Annotated in this window: 15 protein-coding genes and 1 pseudogene; 5 read left to right on the top strand and 11 right to left on the bottom strand. The window is 61.3% G+C overall.

Annotation, left to right across the window (positions count from 1 at the left end; all coding sequences use genetic code 11):
• Positions 1–149 precede the first annotated feature (149 nt).
• From ABLU95_RS19970 to ABLU95_RS19950, 5 genes are all read right to left on the bottom strand, one after another.
• Entirely contained in the window at positions 150–854 is a 705-nt protein-coding gene (locus ABLU95_RS19970) for an ABC transporter ATP-binding protein (protein ID WP_277475401.1), read from the bottom strand.
• Positions 841–1,677 (bottom strand): ABC transporter ATP-binding protein, encoded by an 837-nt coding sequence (locus tag ABLU95_RS19965; RefSeq protein WP_080901318.1) that lies wholly within the window; start codon positions 1,675–1,677, stop codon positions 841–843. The genes ABLU95_RS19970 and ABLU95_RS19965 overlap by 14 nt, the downstream gene beginning before the upstream one ends.
• Positions 1,670–2,503, bottom strand: a complete 834-nt coding sequence (locus ABLU95_RS19960; RefSeq protein WP_048334327.1) for an ABC transporter permease — start codon at positions 2,501–2,503, stop codon at positions 1,670–1,672. Before ABLU95_RS19960 ends, ABLU95_RS19965 begins: the two co-directional genes overlap by 8 nt.
• Complete coding sequence (locus ABLU95_RS19955; RefSeq protein ID WP_065882575.1) at positions 2,503–3,525, bottom strand: ABC transporter permease; 1,023 nt, start codon at positions 3,523–3,525, stop codon at positions 2,503–2,505. Before ABLU95_RS19955 ends, ABLU95_RS19960 begins: the two co-directional genes overlap by 1 nt.
• A 120-nt stretch (positions 3,526–3,645) precedes the next feature.
• Positions 3,646–5,214: an ABC transporter substrate-binding protein gene (locus tag ABLU95_RS19950; protein WP_348880278.1), complete on the bottom strand. Its 1,569-nt coding sequence runs from the start codon at positions 5,212–5,214 to the stop codon at positions 3,646–3,648.
• A 205-nt stretch (positions 5,215–5,419) separates the two neighbouring features.
• On the opposite strand from ABLU95_RS19950, the gene ABLU95_RS19945 reads away from it, so the two are divergent.
• Entirely contained in the window at positions 5,420–6,115 is a 696-nt protein-coding gene (locus ABLU95_RS19945) for a GNAT family protein (protein ID WP_048296987.1), read from the top strand.
• Between the two features lie 140 nt (positions 6,116–6,255).
• On the opposite strand, the gene betA is transcribed toward ABLU95_RS19945, so the two are convergent.
• The 3 genes from betA to betI are packed head-to-tail and all read right to left on the bottom strand — an operon-like array spanning position 6,256 to position 10,007.
• A complete protein-coding gene (gene betA, locus ABLU95_RS19940; RefSeq protein WP_023288757.1) occupies positions 6,256–7,920 on the bottom strand; it encodes a choline dehydrogenase in 1,665 nt (554 codons plus the stop codon).
• A gap of 13 nt (positions 7,921–7,933) precedes the next feature.
• A complete protein-coding gene (gene betB, locus ABLU95_RS19935; RefSeq protein ID WP_132134088.1) occupies positions 7,934–9,406 on the bottom strand; it encodes a betaine-aldehyde dehydrogenase in 1,473 nt (490 codons plus the stop codon).
• 13 nt (positions 9,407–9,419) lie between these two features.
• Entirely contained in the window at positions 9,420–10,007 is a 588-nt protein-coding gene (gene betI, locus ABLU95_RS19930; protein WP_348880276.1) for a transcriptional regulator BetI, read from the bottom strand.
• A gap of 128 nt (positions 10,008–10,135) precedes the next feature.
• On the opposite strand from betI, the gene betT reads away from it, so the two are divergent.
• Positions 10,136–12,169, top strand: coding sequence for a choline BCCT transporter BetT (gene betT, locus ABLU95_RS19925; RefSeq protein WP_023288760.1), 2,034 nt, complete (start codon positions 10,136–10,138; stop codon positions 12,167–12,169).
• A 46-nt stretch (positions 12,170–12,215) separates the two neighbouring features.
• On the opposite strand, the gene ivy is transcribed toward betT, so the two are convergent.
• A complete protein-coding gene (ivy, locus tag ABLU95_RS19920; RefSeq protein WP_348880275.1) occupies positions 12,216–12,662 on the bottom strand; it encodes an Ivy family C-type lysozyme inhibitor in 447 nt (148 codons plus the stop codon).
• Between the two features lie 225 nt (positions 12,663–12,887).
• Here ivy and ABLU95_RS19915 point away from each other — a divergent pair.
• Both ABLU95_RS19915 and ABLU95_RS19910 read left to right on the top strand, forming a co-directional pair.
• Positions 12,888–13,308 (top strand): annotated as a pseudogene (locus ABLU95_RS19915) (hypothetical protein).
• Positions 13,209–14,144, top strand: coding sequence for a mechanosensitive ion channel domain-containing protein (locus tag ABLU95_RS19910; RefSeq protein WP_306064786.1), 936 nt, complete (start codon positions 13,209–13,211; stop codon positions 14,142–14,144). The pseudogene ABLU95_RS19915 and the gene ABLU95_RS19910 overlap by 100 nt, the downstream one beginning before the upstream one ends.
• On the opposite strand, the gene ABLU95_RS19905 is transcribed toward ABLU95_RS19910, so the two are convergent.
• Positions 14,141–15,034, bottom strand: coding sequence for a LysR substrate-binding domain-containing protein (locus tag ABLU95_RS19905; protein WP_023288763.1), 894 nt, complete (start codon positions 15,032–15,034; stop codon positions 14,141–14,143). The two genes, ABLU95_RS19910 and ABLU95_RS19905, sit on opposite strands and share 4 nt — an antisense overlap.
• A gap of 254 nt (positions 15,035–15,288) precedes the next feature.
• On the opposite strand from ABLU95_RS19905, the gene ABLU95_RS19900 reads away from it, so the two are divergent.
• Entirely contained in the window at positions 15,289–15,894 is a 606-nt protein-coding gene (locus ABLU95_RS19900) for a glutathione S-transferase family protein (protein WP_348880274.1), read from the top strand.
• A 62-nt stretch (positions 15,895–15,956) separates the two neighbouring features.
• Here the strand turns inward: ABLU95_RS19900 and ABLU95_RS19895 are convergent, their stop codons facing one another.
• Positions 15,957–17,456: an FGGY-family carbohydrate kinase gene (locus tag ABLU95_RS19895; protein WP_348880273.1), complete on the bottom strand. Its 1,500-nt coding sequence runs from the start codon at positions 17,454–17,456 to the stop codon at positions 15,957–15,959.
• Positions 17,457–17,460: the final 4 nt, after the last annotated feature.

Below are 17,460 nucleotides of genomic sequence, written 5' to 3'. Positions count from 1 at the left end.
CGGCCTTCCGGGAACGTCTCAGCGATTTTGAGGCCGTCAGCACCGGCAGTTTCAGTGGCGCAAGTGGGTTAATTAACGGCTGGCTGCACGGCCCCTCCAGGCCAGGTAAGCGAAGCGCCACCGACAAAACGACGGCTCCTCAGCTGACCTCACTTCATCCGGTGTTCCCCGTTGAGCAGCGCTTCGCGATCGAAAAAGCGCTGGATCACCCCCTCCGCCATAAACGCCGCCCGATCGGACATATGGGCGATGACGTCGGCATCGTGGCTGACCAGCAGATAGGTCATGTCGTGCTCCTGTTTCAGGCGATTAAGCAGATTGAGGATTTCCGCCTGCACCGACATATCCAGCGCCGAGGTCGGCTCATCCAGCAGCAGGATCTGCGGACGCAGCAGCAGGGCACGGGCAATGGCCACGCGCTGCCGTTGACCGCCGGAGAGCTGGTGCGGATAGCGGCGTGCGGCGTCGGCGGCCAGACCCACCTGCTCAAGGGCGGTGGTTACCCGCGGGGCAACGTCGCGGATGCCGTGGATCTGCAGCGGCTCCGCCAGGGTGCGCCACAGGGTGTGGTTGGGATGCAGCGAAGCATACGGATCCTGAAACACCATCTGCACATTGCGTCGCAGCTCGCCCTGAAAGCGGGCGCCCGGCGCGATGGCCTGGCCCAGCAGCGCCACGCTGCCGCGCCATTCGCGCTGTAATCCGGCGAGCACGCGCAAAATCGTCGATTTGCCGCAGCCCGAGGCGCCGATCAGGCTGAAGGTTTCCCCGGCGTCGACACGGAAACTGGCGGCGGAAACCGCCGTCTTCGCGCCGAATGTTACCTGTAGATCCTTAAGATTAACGATCGCCATGGGTCGTCTCCGTAAAGTCCTGGGTTCTGTCGAGGGTCGGCAGCATCTGACCGTAGGTTTGCGCATTTGGCCGGCAGGTCCACAGGGTGCGGGTATAAGGGTGCGTCGCGGTCGGCAGCGCCCGCGCCGGCATCTCATCGACCTGTCTCCCCTGGTACATCACCAGCACGCGATCGCAATGCGCGGCCACCAGCGGTAGATCGTGGCTGATCAGTAACATGGCCATCTGCCGCTGCGCGCACTGCTCCACCAGCAGCTCGAGGATCTGGTTGCGCAGGCGGGCGTCAAGGGCCGAGGTCGGCTCGTCGGCTATCAGCACCCTCGGGTTATTGAGCAGCGCGAGGGCGATCATCACCCGCTGCCCCATCCCGCCGGAGAGCTCGCCGGGATAGCGGCTGAGGACCGCGAGATCCAGACCGACGGCGGCGATGGCGTCTTTGACCGCCTCGGCGCGAGCGCGGCGGCTGAGACGCTGATGCAGGGTTAACGCCTCCTCCAGCTGCGTCTGAATGGACTGCACCGGATTCAGCGCATAGCGCGGATCCTGCAGCACCATGGCGATATCGTTGCCGCGCAGTTCGCGCCAGCCGCGGGCGCTGAGGGTCAGCACATCGCGCCCCAGCACCTCCAGCCGTTCGGCGCTCACCACCCCGGGCTTGCGCACCAGGCCCATCAGCGCCCGGGCGGTCATCGATTTGCCGGAGCCGGATTCCCCCACCAGCGCCAGCCGCTCGTTGCCGAGGGTGAAGCTGACGTTGTCCACCACCCGGGCGGTGGGGTAGTCGACGGCGAGTCCCTGGACGGTCAGTCGGATGTCAGTCATGTTGCGGCTCCAGAATATCGCGCAGGCCATCGCCCAGCAGGTTAAACGCCAGGCTGGCGAGCAGGATCGCCGCGCCGGGGATGGCGGCGATCCACCACTGATCGAAAATCACCTGCATCCCGTCGGCAATCATCGCTCCCCACTCCGCCATCGGCGGGCGGGCGCCCAGGCCGAGAAAGCCGAGCCCGGCGGCGGCGAGGATAATGCCAGCCAGATCGAGCGCCAGCCGGACAATCGCCGACGGCAGACACAGCGGCAGAATATGGCCGACCAGCAGCCGCCGGCCGCGGATGCCCAGCATCTCCGCCGCGGCGAGATAGTCGCTATGGCGCAGGCGCTGAATTTCGCTGCGCGCCTGACGGGCGTAGGCCGGCCAGGTAGTCAGGGCTAACGCCAGCGCGCCGTTGACCAGCCCCGGGCCGAGCATCGCCACGAACGCGAAGGCGAGGATCAGCCGCGGCATCGACATCACCACGTCGGTAAAGCGCATCAGTATCCGCTCCAGCCACCCGCCATAGTAGCCGGAGAGAATACCCACCAGCAGACCGACGGGCAGGGTAATGGCGGTCACCAGCGCGACCAGACCCAGCGCCGGACGGGCGCCGTAGAGCAGGCGCGACAGCAGATCGCGGCCGTAGCTGTCGGTGCCGAGCCAGTGCCCCGCGCCCGGGCCCTGCAGACGGGCGGCGGCATCCTGCCAGTTGGGATCGTGCGGCGCCAGCCACGGGGCGAACAGCGCGGTCAGCACCAGCAGAATCACCAGGGTCAGGCCGCAGAAGGCGGCGGGTGAGCGGCGCAGACGGCGTAAAAACAGATAAGTCGGCATCAGCGCACCCTCGGGTCGGTTAACCGCACCAGCAGGTCGGTCAGGTTATTGATCAGCACAAAACTCACGCCGATCAGCAGCGTGCCGCCCATGATCGCCGTGGTATCCCCGGCGAACAGCGCGGTGGTGAGGTAGCGGCCGATCCCCGGCCATGAGAAGACGGTTTCGGTGAGCACCGCCCCTTCGAGCATTGAGGTCCAGGCGAGGGCGGTCACCGTCAGCAGGGTGCCGCGGATATTGGGCAGAACGTGACGCAGCAGAATCGTCATCTCACCGGCCCCTTTGGCCCGCGCCAGCAGAATGTACTCTTTGTTCATTTCACTGAGACAGGCGGAGCGGGTCAGACGGGTGATGCTCGCCAGCGAGTAATAGGCCAGCACCAGCCCCGGCAGCAGCAGATGGCCGATAGCATTTTTGAAAGCCGCTGTATCGCCGGAGAGCCAGGTGTCGATCAGCGCAAAACCGCTGCGCGGCTCGACGGTGTACTGATAAATATCGTCGAGACGACCCGGGCCCGGCGCCCACTGCAGCCGGGCGTAGAACAGGGCCAGCATCAGCAGGCCGAGCCAGAATATCGGCACCGAGTTGCCCAACAGGGTAAAGGTGCGCACCGCCAGATCCCACGGCGAACCGGCGTAACGGGCGCACAGCACCCCGGCGACGATGCCCAGTATCGCGCCGACGATCAGCGCCAGGGTCGCCAGCTCAAGGGTCGCCGGGAAGACCGCCAGCAGATCGTGGAGCACCGGCTGGCCGGTGGCGCTGGCGATACCGAGATCGCCATGGGCCAGGTTGACCAGATAGTGCCAGAACTGCACCGGCAGCGGCTGGTCGAGACCCAGCTGATGGCGAACCTGATCATAGGTCGACTGGCTGGCATGGTCGCCGACGATCTGCAGTACGCGGTCGACCGGCGACAGCGCGGAGAGCGAGAAGGTGACCAGCAGCAGCCCGAACAGCGTCAGCAGCAGCGTCAACAGCCCCTGCAGCAGGCGGGTAAGATGAGTGGAAAACGATGGCATGGAAAATGGAAATTCCTGGTATATCAACATGGTTCCCGGCGGCGCGACGCCCACCGGGTCCGGGTGGAGAAACGGTCATCCGGGCAGGGCGAGACCGCCATGCCCGGTAACATAACCCGCTTACTTGGTCACGTTATCGTACCAGACCATGTCGGCGTTCAGCCCCTGCTGATAGCCCTTCACGTTATCGCGCACCACGATCTGGGTTTTCCCCTGGTCAATAAAGACGTATGGCGAATGCTGCAGCAGGGTTTCCTGCATCGTTTTGTACAGGTCGAGGCGTTTTGCCGGGTCCGGCTCCGCCACCGCGGCGAGGGTGGCTTTATTCAGCTCAGGGATCTGCCAGCCGTTGAGCCCGGCCACGGTGCTGGATTTACCATCGTTCCATGCAAAGGCGCTGGCGTTGGAATGGGCATCAAAGTAGTCCGGGATCCACAGGCGGATCGCCGCCTGATGCTGCTTCGCGCGCACCCGGGCATAGACCTGGCTGCCGGCGGCGGGTAGCAGATCCACCTTCACCCCACCCTGGGCAAAGCTGGCCTGCAGCGACTGGGCGATGGTGATAAACGGCGGTTTGTTCTCCACGTCGAGGGTGAAGTGGGCATCCTTAATGCCCGCTTTATCAAGGATAGCCTTAGCTTTTTGCGGGTCGAAGGCGAATGGATTGGTCTCCAGTGCCCCCGGCAGGCCGGCCGGCAGGAAGCTTTGGTGAATAAAGTACTGGCCTTTCAGCAGATTTTTGGTGATGCCCTCATAATCGACCAGCCAGCGCGCCGCCTCCCAGAAGGCCGGATTATTGAGCAGCGGGTTGGCGCTGTTGGCGGTATTAAACACCAGATAGTTCTGCTCGGCGGACGGGATGCTCAGCACCTTCACGCCGGGTTTATCCTGCAGGGCGGCAATCTGGTCAGCGCCGAGATCGCGCGCCACGTCGGCATCCCCCTGCTGGATCAGCAGGCGGCGGGAAGCCGGGTCGGGGACGTTTTTAATAATGATGCTCTTGATCTTCGGCGCGCCGGTGGGGGAGCTGGCGTTGGCTTCCAGCACGATGGCCTGATGCGGCTGGTAGACGCGCATTTTATAGGCGCCGCTGCCCGCCGAGTGCATCTTCAGCCAGTCGTTGCCGAAGTCGTTATTTTTCGCGTTCGGCGCCACCTGTTTTTCATCAACGATGGAGGCGATGGGGGTGGAGAGTATATTCAGCGCCACCGCCGGGCTGACGTCGGCGGTCCAGTGCAGCGTCAGGGTATGGTCGTCAACCTTTTTCAGCTGGCTGGCGATGTTGTCCGGCTGCCAGCCGAGCACGTTGAGAATAAACGCCGGCGATTTATTCAGCGTCACCGCGCGGGTGTAAGAGAAAATCACATCTTCCGGGCGCAGCGGATTACCGGAGGCGAATTTGGCATCCGGCTTCAGTTTGATGGTCAGGTTTTTCGCCGCCGGGTCGGCCTGCCAGCTTTCGGCGAGGATCGGTACGATTTTTTCAGGGTTGTTGCGGTCCGGCTGTACCAGACGCTGGTAGAGGCTGGGCACCGTCTGAATGCTGGAGAGTTCGTTCGCTTCCGCCGGGTCGAGACTGACGATATCGTCGAGACCCTGGGCGACCACCAGCGTGTTGGGCGGCGTGGCGGCATGCGCGGCGGCGGAGAGCGCCGTCAGTACCAGTAAAGGCAACAGTTTCTTGGTCATATGCAATCCCTGAAAAATGGTTATTTTAATTTTTTATGCTTCGCTACGTTAGGCCGCTTGCCAAAAGGCGTAAAGTCAAAATAAGGATATCCTTATGCTAAAAACGCATAATCAAGAACGACAGGTTATTGCCAGGCGTGCAGAAGCGCCTTTCTCGGCTGCTGGCTTCTTGCTATAACGCATTGTCTATTGCGAGGAGGTGGGTGTGCCGGAAATCAATGAGTTTGGCCAGCAGGTGAATGATCTTGTCCCTGGCTGGCAGGGGGCGCGAGTCCTGCGGCGAACGGCGTTAAATGGCCGTTTTTGTCGACTGGAGCCGCTGGACGTTGACCGTCATGCGGCGGATCTGTTTGCCGCCTATGCGCTCGGCGACAACAGCGACTGGACGTGGCTGGCGTCTACGCGGCCGGAGAGCGTAGCGGCGACCGCCCACTGGATCGCGGGCAAGGTGAATGATGATGCTCTGGTGCCCTACGCGGTGATTGACCTGCGTAGCGAGCAGGCGGTGGGTATCGTCAGCTATATGGCGATCGAACGGGAAATGGGCACGGTTGAGATCGGCCATGTCACCTGGTCGCGACGGATGAAAAACACCCCGCTGGGTACCGAAGCGGTCTGGCTGTTGCTGAAGAACGGCTTTGACCATGGCTACCGTCGGCTGGAGTGGAAATGCGATTCGATGAATGTCGCCTCGCGCCGGGCCGCCGAGCGGCTGGGCTTTAGCTGGGAAGGGCGTCTGCGGCAGAGGCTGGTGCGCAAAGGGCGGACGCGCGACAGCGATATGCTGTCCATCATCGATGGCGAGTGGCCTGCGCGCGATGCGGCGCTGCGGGCGTGGCTGGCGGCGGAGAACTTTGCTGCCGACGGGCAGCAGATCAAACGCCTGGAGGCGTTTCGCTAACATCAGAGGCTGTCCCGACCTTCCGGGAACGCCTCTGCGATTTTGACGCCGCCGATACCGGTGGCGTAAGTGGCTACATTAACCGCTGGCCGCCCGGACCGTAGGCCGGGCAAGGCGTAGCCGCCGTCCGGCCTAAACGATTAGCGGCGAACCGGCGCGTCGCCAGCGACATAATACGCCGCGGTGCTGCGCGGCAGCGGCTGGCGGCCGCGAATGGCGTCAGCCATCTTCTCGCCGATCATAATGGTGGTGGCGTTCAGGTTGCCGGTGATGATCTGCGGCATAATTGACGCATCGACCACCCGCACTCCTTCCAGACCGTGGACACGGCCTTCGCCGTCGACCACCGCCATCTCGTCGTAACCCATCTTACAGGTCCCGCACGGGTGGAACGCGGTCTCGGCGTGGTTGCGCACAAACTCATCCAGCTCGGCATCGCTCTGGCAGTCAATACCCGGGCTGATTTCGCGGCCGCGATACTTATCCAGCGCCGGCTGGTTCATGATCTCCCGGGTGATGCGAATGGCGTCGCGGAACTCCTGCCAATCCTGCTCATGGGACATATAGTTAAACAGGATCGCCGGATGGGCGTGCGGGTCGCGCGACTTCAGACGCACGTGGCCGCGGCTGGGGGAGCGCATCGAGCCGACGTGGCACTGGAAGCCATGCTCTTTCACCGCGTTGGAGCCATTGTAGTTAATCGCCACCGGCAGGAAATGGTACTGAATGTTCGGCCAGGCGAACTCGGCGCGGCTGCGGATAAAACCGCCCGCTTCGAACTGGTTGCTGGCGCCGATCCCGGTGCCGCCGAACAGCCACTCGGCGCCGATCTTCGGCTGGTTCCACCACTGCAGCGCCGGGTAGAGCGACACCGGCTCTTTGCACTCGTACTGCAGGTACATCTCCAGATGGTCCTGCAGATTCTCACCCACGCCGGGGAGATCGTGCACCACCGGGATATCGAACTGCCTGAGCAGCTCGGGGTTGCCGACGCCGGAGCGCTGCAGGATCTGCGGCGAGGCAATCGCCCCGGCGCACAGCAGCACCTCTTTGTTGGCCGTCGCTTTTGACGGGATAGTGCTTTCCCCCTCCAGCCACTCGACGCCCACCGCGCGCTTGCCGGAAAAAATAATGTGATCGGTCAGCGCATGGGTGCGGATGGTCAGGTTGGGGCGACCGCGCGCCTGGTCGAGATAGCCGCGGGCGGTGCTGGCGCGACGGCCCTGCGGCGTCACGGTGCGGTCCATCGGACCAAAGCCTTCCTGTTGGTAGCCGTTGAGATCGTCGGTGCGCGGATACCCCGCCTGCACCCCGGCTTCAACCATCGCCTCGAAGAGCGGATTATTGCCCGGCTTCGGCGTGGTGACGCTCACCGGGCCATCGCCGCCGTGATAGTCGTTGGGCCCGATATCGCGGGTTTCCGCTTTCCGGTAGTAGGGCAGGCAGTCGAGATAGCTCCAGTGTTCCAGTCCAGGGGCGGCGGCCCAGTTATCGAGGTCCAGAGCGTTGCCGCGAATGTAGCACATGCCGTTAATCAGCGAGGAGCCGCCGAGCCCTTTGCCGCGCCCGCACTCCATGCGGCGGTGGTTCATATAGGGCTCCGGTTCGGTCTCGTAGGCCCAGTTGTAGCGTTTGCCCTGCAGCGGGTAAGCCAGCGCGGCGGGCATCTGGGTGCGGAAATCGAACCGGTAGTCCGGGCCGCCGGCCTCCAGCAGCAGGACGGTGGTGTTTGGATCTTCAGTCAGTCGTGTCGCCAGAACGTTGCCGGCGGAGCCGGCGCCAATAATGATGTAGTCAAATTGCAAAAAAACCTCCCGGTTAAAATATGGACTGGAATTTACCCATCTCAACCTGGATGGACTTCACCTGGGTGTAACTCTGCAGGGTCATCACGCCGTTCTCGCGGCCAATACCGGAGTGCTTATAACCGCCGACCGGCATCTCCGCAGGGGATTCCCCCCAGCTGTTGATCCAGCAGATGCCGGCTTCCAGCTGATGAATGGCGCCGTGGGCGCGGTTCAGGTCGGCAGTGACGATACCCGCCGCCAGACCGTAGTCGGTATCGTTGGCGCGGCGGATCGCTTCTTCTTCGGACGCGTAGGTGAGGATGGACATCACCGGGCCGAAGATCTCCTCGCGCACGATGGTCATCTCATCGGTGCAGTCGGTAAACACCGTCGGGGCCACCCATGCGCCGTTGTCAAAGCCTTCGCCCTTCAGCACGTCGCCGCCGCACAGCAGGCGCGCGCCTTCTGCTTTGCCTTTGGCGATGTAGCGCAGCACATTGTCACGGTGCGGGAAGCTGACCAGCGGGCCAAAGTTGGTGGTTTCATCGAACAGATCGCCCGCGCGGATGCGGCCCACGCGCTCAACGATTTTCTGCTCAAACGCCGCCTTAACCTTCGCGGGGACGAACACGCGGGTGCCGTTGGTGCACACCTGGCCGGAGCTGAAGAAGTTGGCCATCATGGCGATGTCGGCCGCGAGATCGAGATCCGCATCGTCGAAAATAATCAGCGGCGATTTACCGCCCAGCTCCATGGTGACCTCTTTCAGCGATGAGGCTGCGGAGTTGGCCATCACCTTTTTGCCGCTGGCGACGCCGCCGGTAAAGGAGACTTTAGCGATGCCCGGATGTTCAGTCAGGTACTGGCCGGTCTCCGCACCCACGCCCGGCAGGACGTTAAACACCCCGTCCGGCAGGCCCGCTTCGCTGTAAATTTCCGCCAGCCTGAGGGCGGTGAGCGGGGTGACTTCGCTCGGTTTGAAAATCATTGCATTGCCGGCGGCCAGCGCTGGCGCCGATTTCCACAGGGCGATCTGGATCGGATAGTTCCACGCGCCGATCCCGGCCACCACACCCAGCGGTTCGCGGCGGGTGTAGACGAACGACGTCTCGCGCAGGGGGATCTGACTGCCTTCCAGCGCCGGGATCAGCCCCGCGTAATACTCCAGCACGTCGGCGCCGGTGACGATGTCCACGGTTGAGGTTTCGGAATACGCTTTACCGGTGTCGAGGGTTTCCAGCTTTGCCAGCTCGTCGTTGCGCTCGCGCAGGATATCGACGGCGCGACGCAGGATGCGCGAGCGTTCCATGGCGGTCATCGCCGCCCAGATTTTTTGCCCGCGCCGCGCGCTCTCAACGGCGCGGTCGACATCCTCGCGTCCGGCAGCCTGAACGGTCGCCAGCACCTCGCCAGTGGCAGGGTTGATGGTCTCGAAGGTGCGACCGCTGGTGGCCGATGTATAACCACCATTAATATAAAGCTGCTGTTCTGCCATTCGGGACATAACGCCTCCTCGGTTATGGGTTCGATAAATGCTGACGAATAAAGTGGCTGGTCAGCGACTGCGCCAGCGTCTTATCCAGCGGTTTGCCGCTGAGCGCCGCCCGCAGCCACAGGCCGTCTATCAGCGCCGCCAGCCCGTAGCCGGCCTCCTGGGCCTGCTCGCGCGGCAGCTCGCGGCGGAACTCGTACACCAGGTTTGACAGCAGGCGGCGGCTGCTCACCTGCTGCAGGCGGTAGAGCATCGGCTGGTGCATGCTGCTGGCCCAGAAGGCCAGCCAGGCCTTCATCGCCGCGCTGCTGATCTGCGTCTCATCAAAGTTGCCGCCGACTATCGCCTGCAGACGCTCTCCGGCGCTGCCGTCCGGCAGGGCGTGCAGACGGTTAAGCACCGCGTCGCGCAGCTGGCTGGTGATGTCGCGCATGGTCGCTTCCAGCAGACCATTTTTGTCTTTGAAATAGTGACTGATGATCCCCGTCGATACGCCCGCCCGCCGGGCGATCTGCGCGATGGTCGCGTCGTGCATTCCGACTTCATTTATTGCGTCCAGCGTGGCGTCGATCAGTTGCCTGCGCCGGATTGGCTGCATCCCCAGTTTGGGCATTTTTGCCACTCCATTCATCAGCGTTGGTTAACTATTAAAGCGGTTTTTGATTGGACGTTCAATATAAAATGTGTCTTAATTGTTACGTTATTGAATTTTAATAGTTACAAAAACAGTGGGGATACTGGATGACAGATCTTTCGCAAAACAGAGAAAAGGACAAAATCAATCCGGTGGTTTTTTATACCTCGGCCGGACTGATTTTGTTGTTTTCCCTGATGACGATCTTTTTTCGCGATTTTTCTGCCGAGTGGATTGGGCGCACCCTGGACTGGGTGTCGAAAACCTTCGGCTGGTACTATCTGCTGGCGGCGACGCTGTATATCGTCTTCGTCGTCTGCATTGCCTGTTCGCGCTTCGGCTCGGTGAAGCTCGGGCCGGAGCAGTCTAAGCCCGAGTTCAGCCTGCTAAGCTGGGCGGCGATGCTGTTCGCCGCCGGGATCGGCATCGACCTGATGTTCTTCTCGGTCGCCGAACCGGTGACGCAATATATGCAGCCGCCGGAAGGGGCGGGGCAGACCATCGAGGCGGCGCGCCAGGCGATGGTGTGGACGCTATTCCACTACGGACTCACCGGCTGGTCGATGTATGCCCTGATGGGCATGGCGCTGGGATACTTTAGCTATCGTTATAATTTGCCGCTCACCATCCGCTCGGCGCTCTATCCTATCTTCGGGAAAAAGATTAATGGCCCCATCGGCCACAGCGTCGATATCGCGGCGGTGATCGGCACCATCTTCGGCATCGCCACCACCCTCGGCATTGGCGTGGTGCAGCTCAACTACGGTCTGAGCGTGCTGTTCGATATTCCTGACTCGCTGGCGGCGAAGGCGGCCCTGATAGCGCTGTCGGTGATCATCGCCACCATCTCGGTCACCTCCGGGGTGGACAAGGGCATCCGCGTGCTCTCCGAGCTGAACGTCGCCCTCGCGCTGGGGCTGATCCTGTTCGTGCTGTTCATGGGCGATACCTCCTTCCTGCTCAATGCGTTAGTGCTGAACGTCGGCGACTACGTCAACCGCTTTATGGGCATGACGCTGAACAGCTTCGCCTTCGACCGCCCGGTGGAGTGGATGAACAACTGGACGCTCTTTTTCTGGGCGTGGTGGGTGGCCTGGTCGCCGTTCGTTGGCCTGTTCCTGGCGCGCATTTCGCGCGGGCGCACCATCCGCCAGTTTGTGATGGGCACCCTGATTATTCCGTTCACCTTTACCCTGCTGTGGCTGTCGGTGTTCGGCAACAGCGCGCTGTATGAGATCATCCACGGCGACGCGGCCTTTGCCGGGGAGGCGATGCTCCACCCGGAGCGCGGCTTCTACAGCCTGCTGGCGCAGTATCCGGCGTTTACCTTTAGCGCGTCGGTGGCGACCATTACCGGTCTGCTGTTCTACGTCACCTCTGCCGACTCCGGCGCGCTGGTGCTGGGAAACTTTACCTCGAAGCTGAAGGACATCAACAGCGACTCCCCGAACTGGCTGCGCATCTTCTGGTCGGTGGCTATCGGTCTGTTGACCCTCGGGATGCTGATGACCAACGGCATCTCGGCGCTGCAGAACACCACGGTGATCATGGGGCTGCCGTTCAGCTTTGTGATTTTCTTCGTGATGGCCGGACTGTATAAGTCCCTGAAGGTGGAAGATTACCGCCGGGTCAGCGCCAGCCGCGACACTGCCCCGCGCCCGCTCGGCCTGCAGGATCGGCTGAGCTGGAAGAAGCGCCTGTCGCGGCTGATGAATTACCCGGGCACGCGCTATACCAAACAGATGATGGAGACGGTGTGCTTCCCGGCGATGGAGGAGGTTGCCCAGGAGCTGCGGCTGCGCGGCGCCGCGGTGGAACTGAAGAGCCTGCCGCCGGAAGAGGGCGAGAACCTTGGTCACCTCGATCTGCTGGTGCACATGGGCGACGAGCAGAACTTTATCTACAAGATCTGGCCGCAGCAGTACTCGGTGCCGGGCTTTACCTATCGGGCGCGCAGCGGGAAATCCACCTATTACCGGCTGGAGACCTTCCTGCTGGAGGGCAGCCAGGGTAACGACCTGATGGATTACAGCAAAGAGCAGGTGATCACCGATATTCTCGACCAGTACGAGCGGCACCTGAACTTTATCCATCTGCACAGGGAAGCGCCGGGGAACAGCGTGATGTTCCCGGATGGCTAGTCAGGGGAGCCCCCGTCGGGGAAAGACTGACGGGGGCGACGGGCCGTTACTGGTAGTTAAAAGCGTCCGGATGGTTGTCGAGGCTGCCGCTGAGGGCGGCATACAGCACGGTTTTGCCATCAATGGACAGGGCGTCGCTGACGTTAAGCCAGGTTAGCTTCTCCTGGTCGGTTTTTTCATCGACCACCGAGTAAACGCCTGACATCTGTTTGGTTTTTTCCGACCAGATCACCGCGATACGCTCATGGCCGCAGTCGTGGGGTTTGCAGGCGCTTAGCACCTGCCAGGATTCGCTACCCAGCTTCACCGTCTGCGCCGGCGAACCGGTGCCGCCGGTAGTCACCCAGGCGGGCAGCTGATGGCCTTTGACCATCTGGTTAAACGACGCCCGGGTGGCGGTATCGTGGGCCAGACTGTTCAGCGTGACGTCGCCTTGCGCCATGACGCTGGCGGAGGCGGCTAAGGCGATAATAGCGGTAAGCGTTTTAAACATGTTTCCTCCTGGACTTATTCCGTCCTCATAACAAGCCTCTTTATAGTGAGCGTAGATAATGATTAATGCAAACTATGACATAAATCCCGCGAATGATTAGCAGCGGTGCGCGCATGGACGTTACGCTAAGCGATATGCCATGATGCGGATTGATTAAAATTTTCCAATATATGCCCTTGTGATAAAGCAGTTAGCGAAATGGCATAGTTATTCAGGCGATAAAGCATGGCGTATGTGAATCATCTACTGACGTTTATTGAGAGTAATCCGGCGCTGGCGGTGGGATTTAACCTTATTCTGCTGCTGCTCTCTGGCATATTTGCCCACCTTTTATGCAAGTTCTTGCTGATTAAAGTGGTGCGTAAGGTCTTCTTTGGTAGCCATAAACAGGACGTGCCGCTGGAGAAGGATCGACGCATCGCCGAAAAGCTGTCCAATTTCATTCCGGTTATTATCGTCTATTACGTTCTGCAGTTTATGCCAGCGATGCCGGCATCGCTGGTGACGGCGATTAATACCATCTGCGGGATCTTGTTTTTTATTTTTATGTCGGTGTTTTTCAACGAGATGCTGGATATTGTCAACAGCTCTTATCTGCGAAAAACCAAACGTAAAAATCATTCCATTAAGGGCTATATCCAGATAGGCAAAATCTTAGTCCACATCCTGGCGGCGATTATGATCCTCGCCGTGATGTCGAACAAATCGCCGATCATTATTATCTCCAGTCTCGGGGCGGTGGCGGCGGTGCTGATGATCGTCTTCCAGCATACCCTGCTGTCGCTGGTGGCGAACGTTCAGCTGTCGTCCAACGACGTGCTCCAGCTGGGGGACTGGATTGAAATGCCTGACAAGAACCTCAGCGGTGAGGTGACGGATATCGCGCTGCACACCATTACCATCCGTAACTGGGACAATACTATTTCCCGTATTCCCACCAAGAATTTCCTCACCGAGACCTATACCAACTGGCAGGCGATGTTCTCCTCCGGGGCGCGGCGGATCATGCGCAGTATCGCCATCGATCAGCACTCGGTGCGTTTTCTCAACCAGGAGATGCTCTCCTCGATGCTGACCATCCGCGGGGTAAGCGAGCCTCTGACCACGCTGCTTGACGGTCGCGATCCCGGCGGCGTGGCGGACCGCTGGTTTGTCGATAACGGCCTGACCAACCTGACCCTGTTTCGCCACTACCTGATGCACTATCTCGCCGAGCGACCGGATATTATTAAGGAGATGTATATTGTGGCGAGGACGCTGAAACCGTCGCCGTCGGGCATCCCGTTAGAGATTTACTGCTTTACCTCTTCGACGCTGTGGAAAGACTACGAGAATACCCAGTCGGCGATATTTGAGTACATTACCGCGGTGGCCGGGCAATTTTCCCTGCGCCTCTATCAGTATCCCGCCGGGCACGATTTCTGGCGTCTCTCCCAGGAGCACGCCGCCCGGGCGGGCCTGCCGCCGTCGGCGGAAGGCTAAGCGCTGAGCTGCTGGCGCCAGAGGGCGATCTCCTCCTCCAGCCAGGCGATGAACCGGGCGACTTCCGGGCGGTTCTCCGCCTGCGGGGAGACGGTCAGCCAGTAGTGCCAGGGGTAGGGGACGGTGACGGCGGTGAGCTGCACCAGCTCGCCGCGGGCTATCGCCCCCGCCACCAGCGAGCGCCGCTCCAGCGCTACGCCCGCTCCCAGGCGAACCGCCTCCAGCACCAGGTTGGAGTCGTTCAGGCGCAGGCCCGCAGGAATGATTGTCTTTTCCAGCCCCGCCTGGCTGCACCAGGCGTTCCAGGACTCCATGGAAAAAACGATATCGCTGGCGGCGATCGCCTGCGGGGTGGTCGGCAGGTCGCCGCCGCGATAGTGCGGCGCGGCCACCACCAGCTGTTCATCGGCAAACAGATGTCGGCTTTCCATCCCCTCCCAGTCGCCTTGCCCCATGCGAATGGCCAGATCGATACCCTCCTGCTGCAGGTTAACCACCGCCAGGCTGGTCAGCAGGCGCACCGCGATCTGCGGATGCCGCGCCTGAAAGCGCGCCAGCCGCGGCAGCAGCCAGTGGCAGCCAAAGGAGGGGAGCGTCGCCAGGGTCAGTTCCATCGTGCGGGGTTTGATCTGCACCATCCGCGTGGCGTCGGCGATGTGCTGTAACGCCTCGCGGATTTGCAGGGCATAAAGCCGCCCCTCTTCCGTGATGCGCACCCCGCGGCCGTGGCGGACAAACAGTGTGACGCCGACCAGGGCTTCCAGCTGTTTGATGTGCTGGCTGACCGCCGAATGGGTCACGCTCATCTCATGGGCGGCCTGCGTCACGCTGCCGAGGCGCGCCACCGCCTCAAAGCTGCGCAGGCTGGCGACAGGGGGAAAATCTGCCATGGTCATCTCTCTTGTCAGGGGGGCAATACGTTAACGTTACTACCGGGTTAGCGGGTTTTAAAGCCGCCGCGATCAGACAGTGGACGGACTTCAGGCGCTCTCAGTCGGTATAGCACAGGGGAGACAGGCGGACTATCCCGTGGCGCCAATTTGTTAGTTTTTCTAACCTTTGCGGTAAGCATCCCCTGATATTCGCGGGGCGGCTTTTCCAGTAAGGTAAGCCAGCAACCCCTTTATCGCAGGCAGGAGTGACGATGAAACTCATTGGTATGATGGATTCACCTTATGTAAGACGCGTGGCGGTTTCTCTGGCGCTCTATGGCGTGGAATTCGAGAGCCTGCCGCTGTCGGTCTTTAGCGGCTTTGATGAATTCACCCGTATTAATCCGGTGGTCAAGGCGCCGACGGTGGTTCTCGATGACGGGACACAGCTGATGGACTCCACGCTGATCCTCCACTATTTCGAAACGACCTATCCCGCCGGACGCCGGCTGCTTCCCGCGCATTCCGAGGCGCTGGCCCGCGACCTGCACCTGCTGGGGGTGATCCTCGCCGCCAGTGAAAAAGCGGTCCAGCATGTTTATGAGCACCGTCTGCGGCCGGAGGAGAAGCAGCATCAGCCGTGGATAGCCCGGGTGACCGGTCAACTGCTCGCCGCCTGTCGGGAATGGGACGCCCGGCTGGCAGACCGCGTTGCCGCCGCGCAGCCGGACCAGGTGTTGGTCACCAGCACGGTGGTCTGGTCCTTTATCCAGTTGATGATCCCGACGGTGGTGCCGGCAACGGCGTTTCCGCATATCCGCGCGCTGGCGGAGAAAGGAGAGGCGCTGCCGGCGTTTCAACAGTATCCGCTGAGTTAACGGCGGGGATGGCGCGTTGGATTGCAGCCGGACAAAGACGTTATCGCCCGGCTGGGTTGCGCTCAGCGTCTTGCCAGCGTCACCGCGTGTTGCCAGGACTGCCATCGCTGCACAAGCCGATGATGCCGGAGCGGGTCTGGCGCATAAGTGATGTGTTCTGGCAAAAAGGGCTGAAGCTCTGCCACCGTCAGCTTGTGCAACGCTTTACGCGCCAGCAGTGCCGCACCGGTCGCTGACAGCTCGGCCACATCGCTGCGCATCACCGGACAACCCAGCAGGTCGGCCTGGTACTGCATTAACCAGTCGTTTTTGGTGGGGCCCCCATCCACCAGCAGCGTGTTGAGCGTAAAGCCATGATGGGCACGCATCGCAGTGATTACATCGGCAATCTGGTAGGTAATAGACTCGAGCGCGGCACGAATGAGATGGGCACGCTTCACCCCCCGGCTTAACCCATGGATCAGTCCGCGGGCATTCTCGTCCCACCAGGGCGCCCCCATGCCGGTGAGGGCAGGTACAAAAAAGACGCCTAAGGTGGAGTCTACCGAGCGAGGCAGAGCATTCAGCGCCTGGGCCAGCTCAACGGGAGAGAGTTCGCTCAAGCCTGTACTGTCGGCCATCCACGCCACCGCATCGCCGGTATGGGGAATATTCCCCTCTAGTGCATAGACCAGCTTTTCTCCGTCGTGCCAGGCCACCGTGGTGGCGAGATTGCTGACGTGACACGCCACCGAATCGACGGGCGCCATCACCGAGGTTCCTGTACCGTAAGTAGCTTTAACGCAACCGGCGGCGCCCAGACCGTGGGCGAAAAGGGCGGCATGCGAATCGCCAATCATCGCCATTACCGGGATCCCATCAGGGAGGGTGGCTAAACCAGCGGTGTAACCAAACAGGCCGCTCGATGGTTTTATCACCGGGAGTGCTGCAGGCGGAATGCCAAACAGGGCGAGCATATCGGTATCCCAGTCCGCTGTTTGCAAATTCATGAGCTGCGTACGAGACGCGTTCGCGTAATCACAACAAAAATGCTGGCCTTGCGTCAGGTGCCAGAGTAGCCAGCTATCCACCGTACCGAGGCAAATCTCGCCATCTTTCGCCCGGTTGAGGCCATCCGGGGTGTGGTCCAACAGCCAGCGCATTTTCGAGGCGGAAAAGAGCGGGGCGATTGGCAGGCCGGTTACCGCCTTGATCTGCGGCTCATGACCTTGTTCACGCAGCGAGCGGCAAAATGTGGCGCTACGTGAACATTGCCAGCTCAGGGCGGGCGCTATGGCCTCGCCCGTTTCCCGATACCAGCCCACGACGGTTTCGCGCTGGTTGCTGATCGCCAGGGCCGCCACACGCTCCGCGCCAACGGCGGCCACTGTGCGAGAAATCACCTCCAGCGACGCGGCAAGCAGAAGCTCCGCTGACTGTTCTACCCATCCTTCCTGAGGCGTAGCGATCTCAAGCGCGCGGGAAAATTGCGCGATTACCCGCCCGTGGCTATCGAAGGCAACGGCTTTGGCATTGGTCGTGCCCTCATCGAGGGCAATAATAATATCCTTGTTTACCGACATAGCG

The organism is Klebsiella sp. GG_Kp146 (genome assembly GCF_040061975.1).
Taxonomy (GTDB): Bacteria; Pseudomonadota; Gammaproteobacteria; order Enterobacterales; family Enterobacteriaceae; genus Klebsiella; species Klebsiella quasipneumoniae.
This window is presented reverse-complemented; position numbering and strand designations above follow the sequence as displayed.